This window comes from Paenibacillus baimaensis (genome assembly GCF_025567575.1).
In genome coordinates, this window is the sequence record NZ_JAOQIO010000095.1 from 139,054 (window position 1) to 154,357 (window position 15,304).

General features: G+C 44.7%; 14 protein-coding genes. 2 read left to right on the forward strand and 12 right to left on the reverse strand.

Annotated elements, in window-relative coordinates; all coding sequences use genetic code 11:
* Positions 1–136 precede the first annotated feature (136 nt).
* The 4 genes from OB236_RS26825 to OB236_RS26840 form a co-directional block, all read right to left on the reverse strand.
* Entirely contained in the window at positions 137–1,642 is a 1,506-nt protein-coding gene (locus OB236_RS26825; protein ID WP_076227500.1) for an AAA family ATPase, read from the reverse strand.
* Positions 1,635–2,168: a hypothetical protein gene (locus OB236_RS26830; protein ID WP_076227502.1), complete on the reverse strand. Its 534-nt coding sequence runs from the start codon at positions 2,166–2,168 to the stop codon at positions 1,635–1,637. The genes OB236_RS26825 and OB236_RS26830 overlap by 8 nt, the downstream gene beginning before the upstream one ends.
* Positions 2,169–2,354: 186 nt before the next feature.
* The gene (locus OB236_RS26835; RefSeq protein ID WP_262686715.1) at positions 2,355–2,846 is read right to left on the reverse strand and encodes a cell wall elongation regulator TseB-like domain-containing protein; all 492 of its coding nucleotides are present in this window, start codon (positions 2,844–2,846) and stop codon (positions 2,355–2,357) included.
* Positions 2,843–4,150, reverse strand: coding sequence for an amidohydrolase (locus OB236_RS26840; RefSeq protein ID WP_076227507.1), 1,308 nt, complete (start codon positions 4,148–4,150; stop codon positions 2,843–2,845). Before OB236_RS26840 ends, OB236_RS26835 begins: the two co-directional genes overlap by 4 nt.
* Before the next feature lie 420 nt (positions 4,151–4,570).
* Here OB236_RS26840 and OB236_RS26845 point away from each other — a divergent pair, with 420 nt between their 5' ends.
* Positions 4,571–5,191: a DUF47 domain-containing protein gene (locus OB236_RS26845; RefSeq protein ID WP_076227510.1), complete on the forward strand. Its 621-nt coding sequence runs from the start codon at positions 4,571–4,573 to the stop codon at positions 5,189–5,191.
* Positions 5,192–5,218: 27 nt separating this feature from the next.
* Entirely contained in the window at positions 5,219–6,217 is a 999-nt protein-coding gene (locus OB236_RS26850; protein ID WP_076227512.1) for an inorganic phosphate transporter, read from the forward strand.
* Between the two features lie 114 nt (positions 6,218–6,331).
* Here the strand turns inward: OB236_RS26850 and OB236_RS26855 are convergent, their stop codons facing one another.
* The 8 genes from OB236_RS26855 to OB236_RS26890 form a co-directional block, all read right to left on the reverse strand.
* On the reverse strand, positions 6,332–6,958 hold the full coding sequence (locus tag OB236_RS26855; protein WP_076227515.1) for a redox-sensing transcriptional repressor Rex: 627 nt from the start codon (positions 6,956–6,958) through the stop codon (positions 6,332–6,334).
* Complete coding sequence (gene dinG, locus OB236_RS26860; RefSeq protein ID WP_262686716.1) at positions 6,955–9,807, reverse strand: ATP-dependent DNA helicase DinG; 2,853 nt, start codon at positions 9,805–9,807, stop codon at positions 6,955–6,957. The genes OB236_RS26855 and dinG overlap by 4 nt, the downstream gene beginning before the upstream one ends.
* Positions 9,808–9,880: 73 nt before the next feature.
* A complete protein-coding gene (locus tag OB236_RS26865) occupies positions 9,881–10,501 on the reverse strand; it encodes a hypothetical protein (protein WP_262686717.1) in 621 nt (206 codons plus the stop codon).
* Positions 10,502–10,566: 65 nt separating this feature from the next.
* Positions 10,567–10,950 (reverse strand): aspartate 1-decarboxylase, encoded by a 384-nt coding sequence (gene panD, locus OB236_RS26870; protein ID WP_076227523.1) that lies wholly within the window; start codon positions 10,948–10,950, stop codon positions 10,567–10,569.
* Between the two features lie 40 nt (positions 10,951–10,990).
* Complete coding sequence (panC, locus tag OB236_RS26875; RefSeq protein WP_408638519.1) at positions 10,991–11,860, reverse strand: pantoate--beta-alanine ligase; 870 nt, start codon at positions 11,858–11,860, stop codon at positions 10,991–10,993.
* 14 nt (positions 11,861–11,874) lie between these two features.
* On the reverse strand, positions 11,875–12,729 hold the full coding sequence (panB, locus tag OB236_RS26880) for a 3-methyl-2-oxobutanoate hydroxymethyltransferase (protein ID WP_262686718.1): 855 nt from the start codon (positions 12,727–12,729) through the stop codon (positions 11,875–11,877).
* Between the two features lie 278 nt (positions 12,730–13,007).
* Complete coding sequence (locus OB236_RS26885; RefSeq protein WP_262686719.1) at positions 13,008–13,994, reverse strand: biotin--[acetyl-CoA-carboxylase] ligase; 987 nt, start codon at positions 13,992–13,994, stop codon at positions 13,008–13,010.
* A gap of 17 nt (positions 13,995–14,011) precedes the next feature.
* Entirely contained in the window at positions 14,012–15,301 is a 1,290-nt protein-coding gene (locus OB236_RS26890) for a CCA tRNA nucleotidyltransferase (protein WP_262686720.1), read from the reverse strand.
* Positions 15,302–15,304 lie beyond the last annotated feature (3 nt).

The window sequence follows — 15,304 nt, forward strand, 5'->3', positions numbered from 1 at the left end:
AATTTCCATTGCTACTTTTGGCAATTTACGACACTTAATTAGACTGTGAAAATTTAAAAAAGTTTCGTGAACTGACAAAATAAGCCCAAAGCTGCAGGCAGCGCCTGTATACTTTGGGCTTATGTAATGATTTTGTTTAGTTCGCGATATGAACCTTGGCCTGCTCCAACAGCTGACGAAATTGATCTCCTGAAAGCGTTTCTTCCTTCACAAGAATATGCAAGGACTGTTGAAATACGACTCTATGGTGCTCCAGTAATTCTCTTGTTCTCACATTAAGCTCGTCCAGAATCGCCGAGTTTTCTTTCATTAATTCTTCTTTAGTCACCATTTCACGATCAATGATACCAAGCTTTGTCAGACCTGAATCCATCATGGTTCTAACCAGGTGCAGCGCCTGCTCAAAGTCATTCCGTGACCCCGTGCTGCGCCCACCATAAAACATCTCCTCTGCAACCGCACCACCCAGAGCGATAATAATTTGCTGCTCCAGATTTTCTTTTGTATACAAGTATTGGTCCTGCTGCGGATTATGGCGAACATATCCAAGCGCCTTCCCACGTGGACTAAGTGCTACCTGGGATACCGAGCCTGGACGAACCGCCTCAGCAGCGATCGCATGCCCCAATTCATGGAGGGCAACCCGATCACGCTCTTCCTTTGTTGATTCTCTATCGGTTTTCTCACCGAGCATCACTTTATCCACTGCCTGAGAGAGATGGCTTTGATCAATCGTAATGGCTTCCTGACGCATAGCGTAGATCGCGGCCTCATTCATCACACCTTCAAGCTGAGCCCCTGAGAAATGGAACGTTTCTTCCGCAATCTGCTCCAAATTGACTGTATCAGCAAGAGGTTTATTTTTGGCATGAATATTCAGGATATGCAGTCTACCCTTTTTATCCGGCAAATCCACTTCAATATGACGGTCAAAACGACCAGGACGCAGTAAGGCACTATCCAGCATCTCCTTACGGTTGGTTGCCGCCATAATCAACACCCGAGGCGTAGTCGTCGTATGAATACCATCCATTTCGGTCAGGAGCTGGTTTAATGTTTGATCATATTCACGATGCTGCCCACCATCCCGCTTGCCTCCGATAACATCAATTTCATCGATAAACACGATTGCACTTTCTTTATTTTCTTTAACTGCGCGGGCCCGTGCTTCTTTAAATAAATCACGGACTCTGCTGGCACCCACACCTACATACATTTCAACAAACTCACTGCCGGATGCAGCCATAAATATCGAGTTCGTGTAATGTGCGGCTGCTTTGGCCAATAGCGTTTTCCCGGTTCCGGGAGGACCTGTCAGCAATATCCCTTTCAACGGTCGAATACCCAGCTTGGCAATCTCATCATGCCTGATCAGGAAATCAAGAGCTTCCTGAAGCTCTGTCTTGGCGCGCTGTTGACCTCCAATATCGTCAAAAGTCATATAGCTGGGTGTCACATTACGCGATTTGCGTTCGGAACCACCTATTCCCATGCTGGCACCGCGCATCCGGTTCATATAGAATAGGGCTCCCACTATAATAATCATAAAAATAAGCGGAATTGCGTTTATTCCTATAAAAACGAGGAACAATAACAATACGGGCACAAAACCAATAATGATTTCTTTATATATTTTATCCATTTGTCCACACTCCCATTTTGGCAGACGTACGCGGAAGCATTAAATATTTGCTTTTATCACCATCTGTCAAAGATATATACACATACTTGTCGTCCATTTCCGTAGCAACCTTTAACCCTTCAGAATCGAGGGCACGAGCCTGTAATGTTTTGGGGATTTGTGTATATTGCTTGGTTTCCATAGCCTGAGCAACATCGAACAAAGCGGAAGACCACCATTGATCCATTCGTGGTGTCGATTCATTCGTTACTTTCAGCTTTAATTCTTTTTTTCCGATCAAGCCGGAGCCTTCATTCTGAATTCGGTTATACACCTCGCGAAGACTTGTCCCGGATGCAAGCTTTAATTCTATTAAGGCAGCTTCACTTGAAATACGAGTTTGTACATGCTCTACACCAGGAGTGCTGCTTACAATTGCAGACAAAGGATTTTCCATCGCAAAGCTCTGGTAAGCAAACCATCCGCCGAATAGTAATGTAGCTGAAATTGTAACACTAACTAATAAAGGCAATAAGCGCAGCTTCATAAAAGCAGTCAGTCCCCTTTCCAATCAAGATTCTCAGTCAACCTGTACACTATTAGTATATCACATGTTATATACTAAGTGAGAGCTAAACTAGTTGGAAATTCGAATACATTACTATAAATGTAACAAAAAAGCCGCACTTTATATGATAGAAGTTACCCCCCTATAATTGTGCGGCATGAGCGGTTATTGAATACTTAGACGGTACGTATCGAGCCAGGTACCATCTTTAAACAAATAGTAATCGTAATAATAGCGGTCAGGATTGGTTTCTTCAGCAGCGATTTTATAGAACACTTCCCACACGAGATTGCCATTCCACACACCAGGCACCATACGCTTGATGTTGGCAGTTGGCTGGCGGCTTAAAGTTAGCGCCTTTGCTTTTTCAACATCGATTCCATCAGCAGCCATTTGTGTGAAAATTTGATCCTCGCCTACCCAAACCACCAGCTTTTGGCCTATCTTATCTTCCCCATGGATAATCGTATATGGCTGTTCTCCAACAAATCTCTCCACATTGGTAACTTGTGCCAAAATCGTTTTCTGGTAAGCAGTTTGCACCGCATTACGTTGAATCTGCCATTCTTTTTCTTGAATCGTGTTATAGAAATGTACGCCGAGAAATAACAACAAGGCTGCAACGAACACCGCTGCTGCTGTTATTTTAATTTTCATTGCACCGAAGCTCCAGTTAATCGTTCAAAGCAGCTTTGAGCGTCGTAGAGTATTTTTTCTTCATCAAGGGTTAAGCATACGCCGTCTTTCACAATTCTCTGCCCATCAATCCACACATCGCTGACATCTTTGGCGGAAGCCGAATAAATGACATGAGATACAAAGTTGGTTTTCGGGAAAAAGTGTGGTTGATCAATATCCAGAGCGATGAAATCAGCTTTCATCCCAGGCTGAAGGGCACCAACGTCTTCCAGCCAAATGGATTTAGCTCCATCCAGCGTTCCCATCCGGATAGCCGCTTCAGCAGGAACTGCTACAGGGTCTCCGCTCACACCTTTATGAATCAGAGCCGCAAGACGCATTTCTTCAAACATATCCAGGTTGTTATTGCTAGCAGGACCATCAGTTCCTAACGATACCTTAATTCCCTTACGGAGCAATTCGGGTACACGTGCCACACCGCTTGCCAGTTTTAGATTGCTTCCTGGATTGTGGGATACCCTAACATCATATTGGGCCAATACATCTATCTCTTCATCTGTCAGATGAACTGCATGAGCAACAATGGCCGGTCTGGAGAAAAGTCCAAGCTTGGCCAAATGAGCTACAGGTCTTGCTCCGTATTGTTCGACGTTTTCCTGAACCTCACGTGCTGTTTCGGACATGTGAGTATGGATCGGCAATTGAAGCTCATGAGCTACTGCTACGATTCGTTCAATATAATCTGGAGGGCATGTATAAGGAGCATGTGGAGACATCATCGTTGTGATACGTCCGCCAGCTTTGCCATGCCAATCCAGTGCAAATTGTCTTGCCTCTACCAGCTTAGCTGTTTGAACGTCAGGAGGACACAATCCAATAACACCACGAGTCAGGACAGCACGCATTCCGCTTTCCTCGACAGCTTTCGCGACTTCATTCATATGATCATACATATCTACAAATGTAGTCGTTCCGCCTTTAAGCATTTCCAGAATGGAGAGCAGTGTGCCTGAGCGCACATCGTGAGCTGTAAATTGTCCTTCCATGGGCCACATTTTCTCCTGCAACCACACCTGTAATGCGAGATCGTCACCATAGCCGCGCAGCAATGACATCGCAGCATGGTTATGAGTGTTAACTAAACCCGGCATAAACAGCTTCTTGGACCCATCAATACGCTCGTCATACAGCTCAAGAGGCTGTGGAAGATCTTCTCCTATGTAAGTAATCAAATTATTTTCAATGGTCATATAGCCTTGAATAATTGGTTTTTGCTCATTTAATGTTAGAAATACACCATTCGTTATGATTGTTTTTGTCATTGTCACCCGAATCCTTCCTCGCATTTAGCTTCAACTTTTACTGTACAACTTCAAAGTTTTAAAATCAAGTATTGAAGACCCTCGCAGCCATATAACCGTTTACATAAATGAACTTTCATGAACATATCCTGAATTGGATAAACTATCATTGCATTCCGTTACTGCTATATGGTATTTTTAATTTTGCGTGAATTTTAATCGCCAAAATTCTACATAATGAATCTAAATACTTCGTATATTATTAATTTATTGTTAATATAGAAGTCGGTTCGCTTCGTATCACTCATTTTATGTTCGTAAATTTATTTTTTCTTCATAAAACTCAAGTACATGCTTACGAAGTTAGTTTTGCTTCACAAAACTCTAAGTTCATGCTTACGAAGTCAGTTTTGCTTCACAAAACTCTAAGGAGGCTATTCCATGCTTTTCGCCAAAAAAAATGATGCGGATTTCTTGCAACTGCTCGTGAAATCTTCAGAGAACACGCTTGAGGCCGCCCAAATGTTTCGCACTGCGGTTATGGGAGATCAACCACCCGCTTCATTCTATCCGCAATTAAAGGAATTGGAACACAAAGGTGATCAAATCACGCATCAAATTTACAAAGGTCTTAATAAAGTGTTCATTACTCCCATCGATCGTGAAGATATTATGGAACTCGCATCCAAGCTTGATGATGTTATAGATGGTATTGAAGCCTCCATAGCGCGTTTTGACTATTTGAATATTAATATAAGTGATAATTATATGAAGGAATTTTCAGCCGTAATCGTTTCCAGCTGCCAGCATATTCTCGATTCGTTCAAATTACTGTCCAAGAAAAAATATTTACAAATCAGTGAGCACACCGTACAAATCAACTCACTTGAAAATGATGCGGACCGTTTAATGCGTGAAGGCATTCGAGAAATCTTTATGAACCCCAAAGATCCCTACCATGATTTCAAGCTAAAAGAAATCTATGAGCGTCTTGAAGAAACAACCGATGCCTGTGAGGATGTAGCCAACATTCTGGATAGCGTCATTATGCGTTATTCGTAAGCTGTGTGAAATCGCTAGGAGGAAATTATGTTAACTACATTAATAATCATTGTTGCTTTGGCGCTCATCTTTGATTTTATCAACGGGTTTCACGATACAGCCAATGCGATTGCTACATCTATCTCTACCAGGGCTCTGACACCCAAATTCGCAATCATCTTTGCATCCGTTTTAAATTTTATAGGTGCGATATATTCCTCCGAGGTTGCCAAAACAGTAGGAGGCAAGGTGGCTAATCCGGCAACCATTCCACATGGCGTCGAAATTTTGATCGCTGCACTGCTAACAGCTATTATATGGAACCTCATTACTTGGTACTACGGGATTCCTTCCTCATCATCGCACACCTTAATCGGAGCTTTGGCAGGCAGCGTGATATCCGGTGCGGGCTTTGCAGCTTTAAACTGGAGTGGCTTCAAAGAAATTGTCATTATCCTGGTCCTTTCGCCAATCATCGCCTTCGCTACAGGCTTTCTGATCATGTGGATCATTCGAAAGCTTATCATTGTAAATGGCAATCAATCGCGATCCAAGATGAATCGGATGTTCCGTTTTTTTCAAATCTTTTCTGCTGGTCTTCTCTCATTGTCCCATGGTGGCAACGACGCACAAAAAGCAATGGGAATTATGGTGTTTGGACTTGTTACTCTTGGCTACCAGACTGATCTGGATGTACCCTTATGGGTCAAAATTTCTGCTGCAACCGCGATGGGCTTAGGTACTTCCATTGGTGGCTACAGAATCATCAAAACGATGGGCAGCCGTCTGCTGAAGATTGAACCGATCAATGGCTTCGCATCCGATTTGAATTCATCGATCATCATTCAAACCTCAACTGCCATTGGCATGCCGTTATCGACCACACATGTTATCTCTTCCTCCATCATAGGAACAGGTACGGTCATGAGATTTCATGATGTTAAATGGGCTACTGTTAGTAAGATGGTTATGACCTGGATTATTACCATTCCGATCTCGATGATACTTTCATTTCTTATCTACAAAATCATTGCTTTATTTGTATAAATCCTCTAACTGCTTAAACATCACAAAAAGACCGTTCAAAAGCTTAAAGCTTTTGAACGGTCTTTTTGTGTGTTTTCATTTTCATACAGGAGCTAAAACTCTTGTCTATGACCCTTACTCTTCATCCAGATAATAAGCAAGGCTTTGCAGCTCCGTAGTGAAATCGGCATGATGAACTCGAATCTCATTAGGCACCTTAATAATGATCGGAGCAAAATTAAGAATGGCTTCTACGCCGCCATCCACAAATTGATTAGCTACATTTTGTGCTTCAAAGGCAGGAACGGTAATGATCCCGATCCTCACCTGCAGACTTCTGATGGTTTCCTTCAGTTCTCCCATAGGTTTAACCTTGAGATTGTTAATGGATTCACCAATCTTCGATTCATGGGCATCAAATATAGCAACAATTTTCATATTATCCCTCAGGTAGGCGTTATAATTGCACAGCGCCCTGCCCAAGTTACCCGCTCCAACCAATGCGACTGGAATGACTTTATCCAACTTCAGAATTTGGCGAATTTTTTCTATCAGATAATCTACATCATAGCCGATTCCTTTTTTTCCAAATTCACCAAAGTAAGCGAGATCCTTACGGATTTGAGCAGGATTCAGATCAAGCTTCTGACCCAAATCCTGTGAAGAAACGGTGTGCACACTTTTTTTACTGAGTTCATTCAAATAGCGTAAATACACAGGGAGTCTTCGAACAACTGCTTCCGATATTTTGATCGTTTTCATACTTCGCTTTCTCCCATCCATTGCTTAATTCTACCCACTAGCTGATTCGTAGGCATATGTTCGATTTTGGGTCCGGGTAGCGAATACAAAAAGTATTTTCCGTAGGTCGAATCAATAACACGCGTATCGTAAATAATGACAATACCTTTATCCTTGGCCGTACGAACGAGACGTCCAAAGCCTTGCTTGAAACGAATGACTGCTTGTGGAACCGATAATTTCATAAAAGGATTCAAATTCAGTTTCTTCAGATTCTCCATCTTTGCTTCAACCAAAGGATGGTTCGGTGGTTGAAAAGGCAAACGAACAATGGCCAGACAAGTTAATGCATCACCGGGAATATCCACACCTTCCCAGAAGCTGCTCGTTCCGAGCAATACACTGGAAGGACTATTCTGGAACAGCCGCGTCAGCTTACTGCGGTTGCTGCTATCTACACCTTGGCCTAATACACCTATACCGAATGGACTCAGTTTCTCTTTTAAAGCCGCGTGGGTTAGCTTCAGCATCCGGTTGGATGTAAATAACACCAGCATACGTCCCTTCGTTTCCAGGGCTACCTCCGCCAGGGATTGAGACAAATTGTCCAGAAAATGCTTATCACCAGAGTTGCTGCGTATGCTGGGAAAATCTCTTGGTATCGCAACCAGCGCTTGCTGACGATAATTGAATGGCGATTGCAATTGGACCGTTTTCAGTTTGGCCTCGGGTTCATTGGTATTCAAGCCTAACTGTTCACATGTATAGTCAAAGGACTTGCCAACTGATAGTGTCGCCGAGGTCATAATCACACTATCCTTAGCTTCGAAGAAATGCTCCTGAAGCATCGGACTGACATCTACAGGTACACTAATAAGCTGAATGGACTTACTCTTGCTTGTTCCCGCTTCAAGCCAGTATACATAGTTATCGTCGGTCAAAGCCATAAAAAAATGAAGATTGTCCCTCAGCCTATACAGTTCCTTCACCGAACCGCTAATATCGGTCACCAAACCCTGTACATCCAGCACTTCCTGCTGGTCCTTTACTTCGTTAAGCACTTTATCCAGCTTTTTCAAAATTTCAGTCAGCTTTAAATACATGTTCTCTTCCAGCACCAGAAGCTTATCCCAGCTTGGTGGTTTGTCATCCTTTTTAAGCCGGTAAACCAATTGTCCGCCTTCAGTTTGCTGGGAAGGGTCAGAACGGGTTGATACCAATTGAAAGAGCAAATCTGTCAATTCATCCCATTCCTCTTTAATCTGCAGCAGAACAGGAAGCATCGCATCCAGAATCTGACTCCACGCAAGCCCCTTTTCGCCGTCTGCCCTGCTCAGCCTTGAGCTTAATATGGGAAGTTGTCCATTACGACTATCCTTGTAAAGCCACCACAGAGTACCGACAAAAGCACCGTATACGACTTCGATACCCAGATGCTTGCTGGCCACCTCTTCAAAATGATGCGCTTCATCAATGACCAAATGCTTGTAGCTTGGAAGCAGCCGACTTTCTGCCTTCGTATCTGTAAATAGCATCGAATGATTCGTAATAACCAGGTCTGCATTGCTAGCATTGTTGCGAGCCCGGTGGTAAAAGCATTTTTTAAACCACGGGCAGGCACGATTCAGGCAGGAATCCGAGTCGCTCGCAACCGAATGCCAGAACTGCGCACCTTTGCCGCTAAAATGCAGCTCTTCATCGTCGCCATGTTCGGTTTCACTTAGCCACACCAGCATTTGTCCCGCCGTCAGCCGATCTTCCTTGCCATGCTCAAAATCCTGCTGACCCATCTTGGTCTCAAATTTGCGCAAGCATAAATAATGGCTTCTTCCTTTGAATACGGCAGCACGAAAGCCGACTGGAAATAAATCCATTAACAGCGGAATGTCTCTTTCCCTGATCTGCTCCTGCAAATTGATCGTATGGGTACTAACGAGCATTTTTTTGTCATGCTTTAACCCGTAAAACAAGGATGGTATTAAGTACCCAAGCGATTTACCTGTGCCAGTACCTGCCTCGATCATCAGATGCCGCTCCTGCTCGAACGCAGCTTCGACCTCGGCCAGCATAATCTCCTGTGCTTCACGATCCTCATAAGCTGTAAAGCGTTCCTTGAGCGCTTGTTTCAGCTGAGCAAAAAATACTGCGAAATCATCAGGCAACGTTAATAAGTCTTTCTCTTCCCGAACCGAATCCTCTTCGCCCCAGTCCTTGACCGCAAGAGTAAACTGTCGATAATTTTGACCTGCCGGTTCTTCCTCTCCTGCAAACATTTCCTTGAACATAATCATTTCGCGCACAAACCAGCCAAAGTCAGTCGTAGCTTCATCAAATACCATCGATAAGCGCTGCAGTGTAAGCAGAGACAATTCCTGAAACCGCTGCAGACAGCGTATCCATAATAGCGCTGTAACCTCTGCGTCGCTATCAGCCTGGTGCGGTCGCTCATGCTCAATACCGAAGCTGTTGCATACCATGCTTAACTGAAAGCTGGATAGGGATGGAAACAACACACGAAGCGCATCAATTGTATCCAGTACTTTACCATCAAACGCAAAATATCCATGCTCATCCAAAGCTCGTTGCAAAAATGACAAATCAAATGCAATCGCATGACCGACCAGTACACAATCCTGCAAAAGTGGCACCATACGGGCCATAACCGTATCCAACTCGGGCGCATCTTTAACCATTTCATCATCTATGCCTGTTAAAGATATTATAGAAGAAGGTATACTGACCCCTGGATTTACCAGAGAAGTATACCTGTCCGTGATGGTATCATCTACTATTATGACGAGGCCAACCTGAATAATGCGGTCCGTAGTCTGGCTCCCGGTCGTTTCAAAATCCAAAACCGCGAATTTCATTACTCTTCAGATACTCCTTCGTTCTTGTTTCTTTTAAGCATACCAATACTCATCCAAAAAGGGAATAGAAAAATTACCAATAGAAATCAAGCTGTCCTTTTTTTTCACTGCATAATCCCATTTCGAGAAGAGGCTCTACACTGGATGGGTCCGATTGAAACGCCAAATTGAAGTACTCGGAGGCCTTGTCTACATTCTGCTCATGCATTTGAATACAACCCATCGCACTGCAGGAAATAGCTTTGATTTGATGATTGTGTGTGCATTGGGATAAGAAAATAAAATGACCGTAGCTGTCGGATATGTCACCTTTTTGCAAAAAGCTCATGGCTAAATACAGTCTCGCCAAGGTGAAGTCCGGCTGCTCACGAACCAATACCGTGAATTCCCGGATTGCTTCGCTGAACATCATCAGCTTGTAATAGCCCTGACCCCTTACAAACTCGGCTGAGCGTACGTCACCCAATTCCGTCTTCATTCCGTCGGTTAAAGCCGCTGCTGGCTGCTGATCCCTGTAAAAACATGCAAGCTTCTCCTCAAACAGCAGCCACTCTTCAATAAATGTGTCACTCATCGTTTTGAGCATATGCAGCTTTTCCTCAAGCTCCTGTTTGTGCACACCTGCTGCCGCCTTATAATACACAGCAACTTCATCGAGCATTTCATTCATCGAGGTAAAAAGATGTTTGAACATAAGCGCATCCCACCTTAAGCTTTGAGCATACCCTCATTTTTCGCTCGAAAGCCTCTTTTCATTCGTTATAGCACGGTGGAATGAATTTCTTCCTTAAGAACGCTGATAACCTTATTATTTTCGCCCATAATGGCTATACTCGGCGTATGCTTTCTGGCTTCCTCGTCAGACATCATCACAAAGGATAAAATAATGACTGTATCACCAGGATGTACCAGACGTGCCGCGGCCCCATTCAAACAGATCACGCCTGAGCCGCGTGGACCCGGAATGACATAGGTTTCAAAGCGCGCACCATTGTTGTTGTTCACAATCTGTACCTTTTCATTAGGAAGAATATCGATCATATCAATTAAATCTTCGTCGATGGTAATACTTCCGACATAGTTAAGATTAGCTTCCGTAACGGTAGCGCGGTGTATTTTGGATTTCAGCATAGTTCTGAACATAGTTGTTAACCTCCTGGTTGTTGCCGCTTATCGATGTAAGCTATTCCTGCAACTGGATAATTACATTGTCAATCAGTCTTGTTTTCCCAAAACGGACAGCCAAAGCGATAATCGCTTCCTTCGCATCTTTCATACGTTCTATCGGCTCCAGATCAGGGTAAGCCAATATTTCCACATAATCGATATCCGCTAACGGCATTTCCTCAATTTGCTTACGTATCGCTTGTTGCAGCTCTGATGCGGGCAAATTCCCACCCATTTCGATAACCTTCTGCTCCACCTGCTTTAACGTACGTGAGAGCACGAGAGCTTGCTCGCGTTCCTCAGGCTGAAGATAAACATTGCGTGAGCTCATCGCTAATCCATCCTGCTCACGAATGATCGCACAAGGCACAATTTCGACCGGCATATTTAAATCGGTAACCAGCTGTTTAATAACTGCTACCTGCTGGGCATCCTTCATGCCAAAAAAAGCTGCATCGGGCTGGATGATTTGGAACAATTTCGTCACGACGATGCCAACACCGTCAAAATGCCCTGGACGCGATGCGCCGCATAGCCGTTCAGTAACCCCTGACACCAGTATTTGCGTCTTGCTCGGCCGCGGATACATTTCAGCCGTTGAGGGGCTAAACACAATATCCGTACCTGCTGCCTTCGCCAGCGCCAAATCACGTGCTTCATCCCGCGGATAACGTTCAAAATCCTCATTGGGTCCAAATTGCAGCGGATTGACAAAAATACTGAGCACGACAATATCACATTGCTGGCGTGCCGCTTGAAGCAGACTTGCATGGCCTTCATGAAGAAAGCCCATTGTTGGTACAAATCCGATACGTATGTTGGGCTTCTCATCTCTTAAATTGCTTATTGTATTCCGCAAATGCTGTATTTGATGTATGTGCTCCAACCTGGCACCTCCCTCTATTTGCTGCTGCCATACAGAACAGCGGCAACTTCTTCATCCATATGATAAGTATGTTCGCGTGCAGGGAAGCTGCGGTTCTTCACTTCAGCAACATATTGCTTTAACCCGCTGCGGATCGCTTCGCCTGTTTCCGCATAAACTTTGACAAATCGTTTGGGCGCTATATCCGATCCATAGCCCAAAGCGTCATGGAATACGAGAACCTGCCCATCACATTGTGGGCCAGCACCAATACCGATAGTTGGAATGGACAGCTGCTCCGTGATGTGTGCGGCCAGCTCCTCGGTTACAAGCTCAAGTACAATCGCATAAGCACCTGCTTGTTCCAAAGCTTTAGCTTCATCCAACAGCCTGCGGGCTTGCTCCGAGCTTTTACCTTGAATCTTGTAGCCGCCAATTTGATGGATCGACTGTGGCGTCAAACCGATGTGCCCCATAACCGGGATACCTGCCCTTGTACAGGCTGCTACGGCTTCTGTGATCTCCAATCCGCCTTCCATCTTCACCGAGTTGGCTAACCCTTCCTGCATAATACGAGCTGCATTACGAAGCGTTGTATCCAGGCTGCCATGATACGTCATGAATGGAAGATCCGTCACGACAAACGTAGACGTAGCCGCGCGCACAACAGACCGCGAATGATAAATCATATCGTCCAATGTGACTGGAATCGTGGATTCATATCCCAGAACGACATTACCCAACGAATCACCTACCAGAATAGCATCAACACCTGCTTCCTCTGCCAATCGTGCAGAAGGATAATCGTAAGCTGTTATCACAGATATCGGATTACCGTCTTGCTTCATCTTTTTAAATTTCGTGACCGTGTTCGCTTTACGTTTCTCCATGTTAACACCTGCTTTCCTGTAGCTTAGGTTACCACTATCACAAACAAAAAAACCTTTCAGCCAAGGATAGGCAAAAAGGTCACATGAACTAACATCATATGATCCTTCTGTCTCGGTCCGTTAGGCTCAGAGCAGAATCCGACATATTCCATAAAGCTTTTCAGTTGTTAAAAAATCCCATTCACAATAATTAAAAGTAGCTTTGTGAGTGCAATTCATCACTGATATCGCCTCATATTAGCTCTATTATAACAAATTTTATATCCAACGAACAGACATTATTTTTGCCGAGAACCGAATTCCACATTACTTGAATACCATTTGGTCAGAGACCCATCGGCAAGTCGGACAACGAGGGCTCCTGCATCATCAATGCCTTCTGCCGTTGCCTCAATCACGCCTTGTGGTCCTTGCGAACGAACAGTACAGCCAAGTGATACATTAAGTGCTTCCCACAACAGCTTTACAGGCGCAAAGCCCTGCTCATGATACAGCTCATACAAAGTTTCAAGCTCCAGTAAAAATTGGCATAACAGCTGAGTACGATCAATCTGTTGGGCTGCTTCTATCGATAAAGATGTCGCTACCGACCTTAATTCTTCAGGAAAATCGTCCAAATCCAGATTTACACTAATTCCGATCCCTGCTATGACGTGCTGCAGCTTCTCTTCATCGGCACTGGATTCTAACAGGATTCCACTAATTTTTTTGCCTTCGATTAACAAATCGTTTGGCCACTTGATGCCAACCTGAAGCGAGGTTAGCTTACGAATCGATCTGCATAAAGCGACGGCTACCAGAAGCGTAAGCTGAGGGGCAAACTGGAGTGTAATCTGCGGCTTCAACACCAAGCTCATCCATAACCCTTTTCCTTTGGGAGAATGCCATTTGCGTCCCATTCTGCCCCGACCTGTTGTTTGATGCTCGGCAATGACAAGCGTACCTTCTTCTGCACCTTCAAGTACCATAGCATGTGCCAACGTATTCGTGGATTCAACCTCATCATAATACAGAATCTTGCGCCCAAATATTCGGGTTTGCAGTTGCTCCATAATATGCTCGATATCCAGCTTGTCCGGCTTGCTTATGAATCGATAGCCCTTGCGCGGAACAGCTTCAAAGACATATCCTTCCGCACGCAAACGCTCAATATGCTTCCATACCGCGGTACGGCTGCATGCGAGCCTGTTGCTCAGCTCTTCACCGGACAGAAATACATCCTGATTACTGACAAATAATTGTATCAATTGCTCATTTATATTCATACAGATGTACCGCTTCCCTACAGATTATGATATTTGACGAATTGCTCGGCTTCAGCAATCAGCAAGCAGGTTTCATTCGGCAACCGTCCAAGCGCCGTTTCCTGTAATAAATGATTAAGAACCTCAGTGACCCACGGTCCTGGTGACTTATTATTCATATGTGCAAGAAGCTCCTTACCCCCGACCTGAAGCTGTTTGAGACTGTCTACGATCAATGCATCAAGCCATTCCTTCCCGCGGCTAAGCACGATAGAACCTGCCTCAACCGTAATGCCGTGACTCTCCATCCACCGAGGCTCGACAGCCAGAATATTATAAATTGTAAGCCATGCCGCTTTACCGTAAGTCAAGGCACCGAGCTTCCATAGATGTTCAAGCTTTTTCTCAAGAGCAGGTTCTTGGACATATTCATCCTGATTCAGGAGCAGCCCTTCTCTAAGCATATAGAATGCAGCTGCCGCCTTATAAACCCGTTTTATCTGATCCACAGAGAAGGTGAGCACTCTCATATCTGCTTCGATCTCAGCCGCATTCAGACCGATTGACAAAAATAAATAGGTCCAGCGTGCATCCGATTCCAATAGCAAATGGATAGCAGCTGGCATATGCTGCGGATTCAACTGAGCCAGCTTTAAGGCTTGCTTCGTTTCACGGAGAATGCCGCTCGAAACCAGCAAACCAAGTGCTTTCACCGGATCTGCTCCTGCAATCATCCGTTCCAGCTCCATGCGTACCCGCTCCATTGCGATATGCTTAAGAAGCAGGGAATGCTCACACAAAGCCTTCCACGTTGCTGCCTCCACCTCCAAGCCATATTCAGCGGAAAATCGGATACAACGAAGCATACGCAGCGCATCCTCTGTAAATCGTTCCGAAGCGTCACCCACACAGCGGAGCAGCCCGTGCTCCATATCAGCTAATCCACCAAACGGATCAATTAAATTCCCATGCTGATCCAGCGCCATCGCATTCATCGTAAAGTCACGCCGCTGCAAATCCTCATGCAAACTGTCAATAAACTGCACCTCGGCAGGACGACGGAATTGCTCATATGCCGCCTCCTTACGAAAAGTAGTTACCTCATAATGATGAGCTCCAAGGACAACCGTTACCGTGCCGTGCTGCAGTCCTGTTGGGATTGTGCGTTCAAATAGATCCAGCACCTGCTCGGGCTTGGCAGAGGTGGCAATATCATAATCCTTGACGGGCCGGTGCAGCTGCTTATCGCGAACACAGCCGCCAACCAAATAAGCCTCGTAACCCTGCTTCTGCAGCTTCGTAAGAACGGTATAAGCCCCTTGCTCCATGAT

Excerpts from the sequence above, each read along its gene's own strand:
- OB236_RS26825 (WP_076227500.1), bottom strand. The coding sequence starts at position 1,642 with ATGGATAAAATATATAAAGAAATCATTATTGGTTTTGTGCCCGTATTG.
- OB236_RS26830 (WP_076227502.1), bottom strand. The coding sequence starts at position 2,168 with ATGAAGCTGCGCTTATTGCCTTTATTAGTTAGTGTTACAATTTCAGCT.
- OB236_RS26835 (WP_262686715.1), bottom strand. The coding sequence starts at position 2,846 with ATGAAAATTAAAATAACAGCAGCAGCGGTGTTCGTTGCAGCCTTGTTG.
- OB236_RS26840 (WP_076227507.1), bottom strand. The coding sequence starts at position 4,150 with ATGACAAAAACAATCATAACGAATGGTGTATTTCTAACATTAAATGAG.
- OB236_RS26845 (WP_076227510.1), top strand. The coding sequence starts at position 4,571 with ATGCTTTTCGCCAAAAAAAATGATGCGGATTTCTTGCAACTGCTCGTG.
- OB236_RS26850 (WP_076227512.1), top strand. The coding sequence starts at position 5,219 with ATGTTAACTACATTAATAATCATTGTTGCTTTGGCGCTCATCTTTGAT.
- OB236_RS26855 (WP_076227515.1), bottom strand. The coding sequence starts at position 6,958 with ATGAAAACGATCAAAATATCGGAAGCAGTTGTTCGAAGACTCCCTGTG.
- dinG (WP_262686716.1), bottom strand. The coding sequence starts at position 9,807 with ATGAAATTCGCGGTTTTGGATTTTGAAACGACCGGGAGCCAGACTACG.
- OB236_RS26865 (WP_262686717.1), bottom strand. The coding sequence starts at position 10,501 with ATGTTCAAACATCTTTTTACCTCGATGAATGAAATGCTCGATGAAGTT.
- panD (WP_076227523.1), bottom strand. The coding sequence starts at position 10,950 with ATGTTCAGAACTATGCTGAAATCCAAAATACACCGCGCTACCGTTACG.
- panB (WP_262686718.1), bottom strand. The coding sequence starts at position 12,729 with ATGGAGAAACGTAAAGCGAACACGGTCACGAAATTTAAAAAGATGAAG.
- OB236_RS26885 (WP_262686719.1), bottom strand. The coding sequence starts at position 13,994 with ATGAATATAAATGAGCAATTGATACAATTATTTGTCAGTAATCAGGAT.
- OB236_RS26890 (WP_262686720.1), bottom strand. The coding sequence starts at position 15,301 with ATGGAGCAAGGGGCTTATACCGTTCTTACGAAGCTGCAGAAGCAGGGT.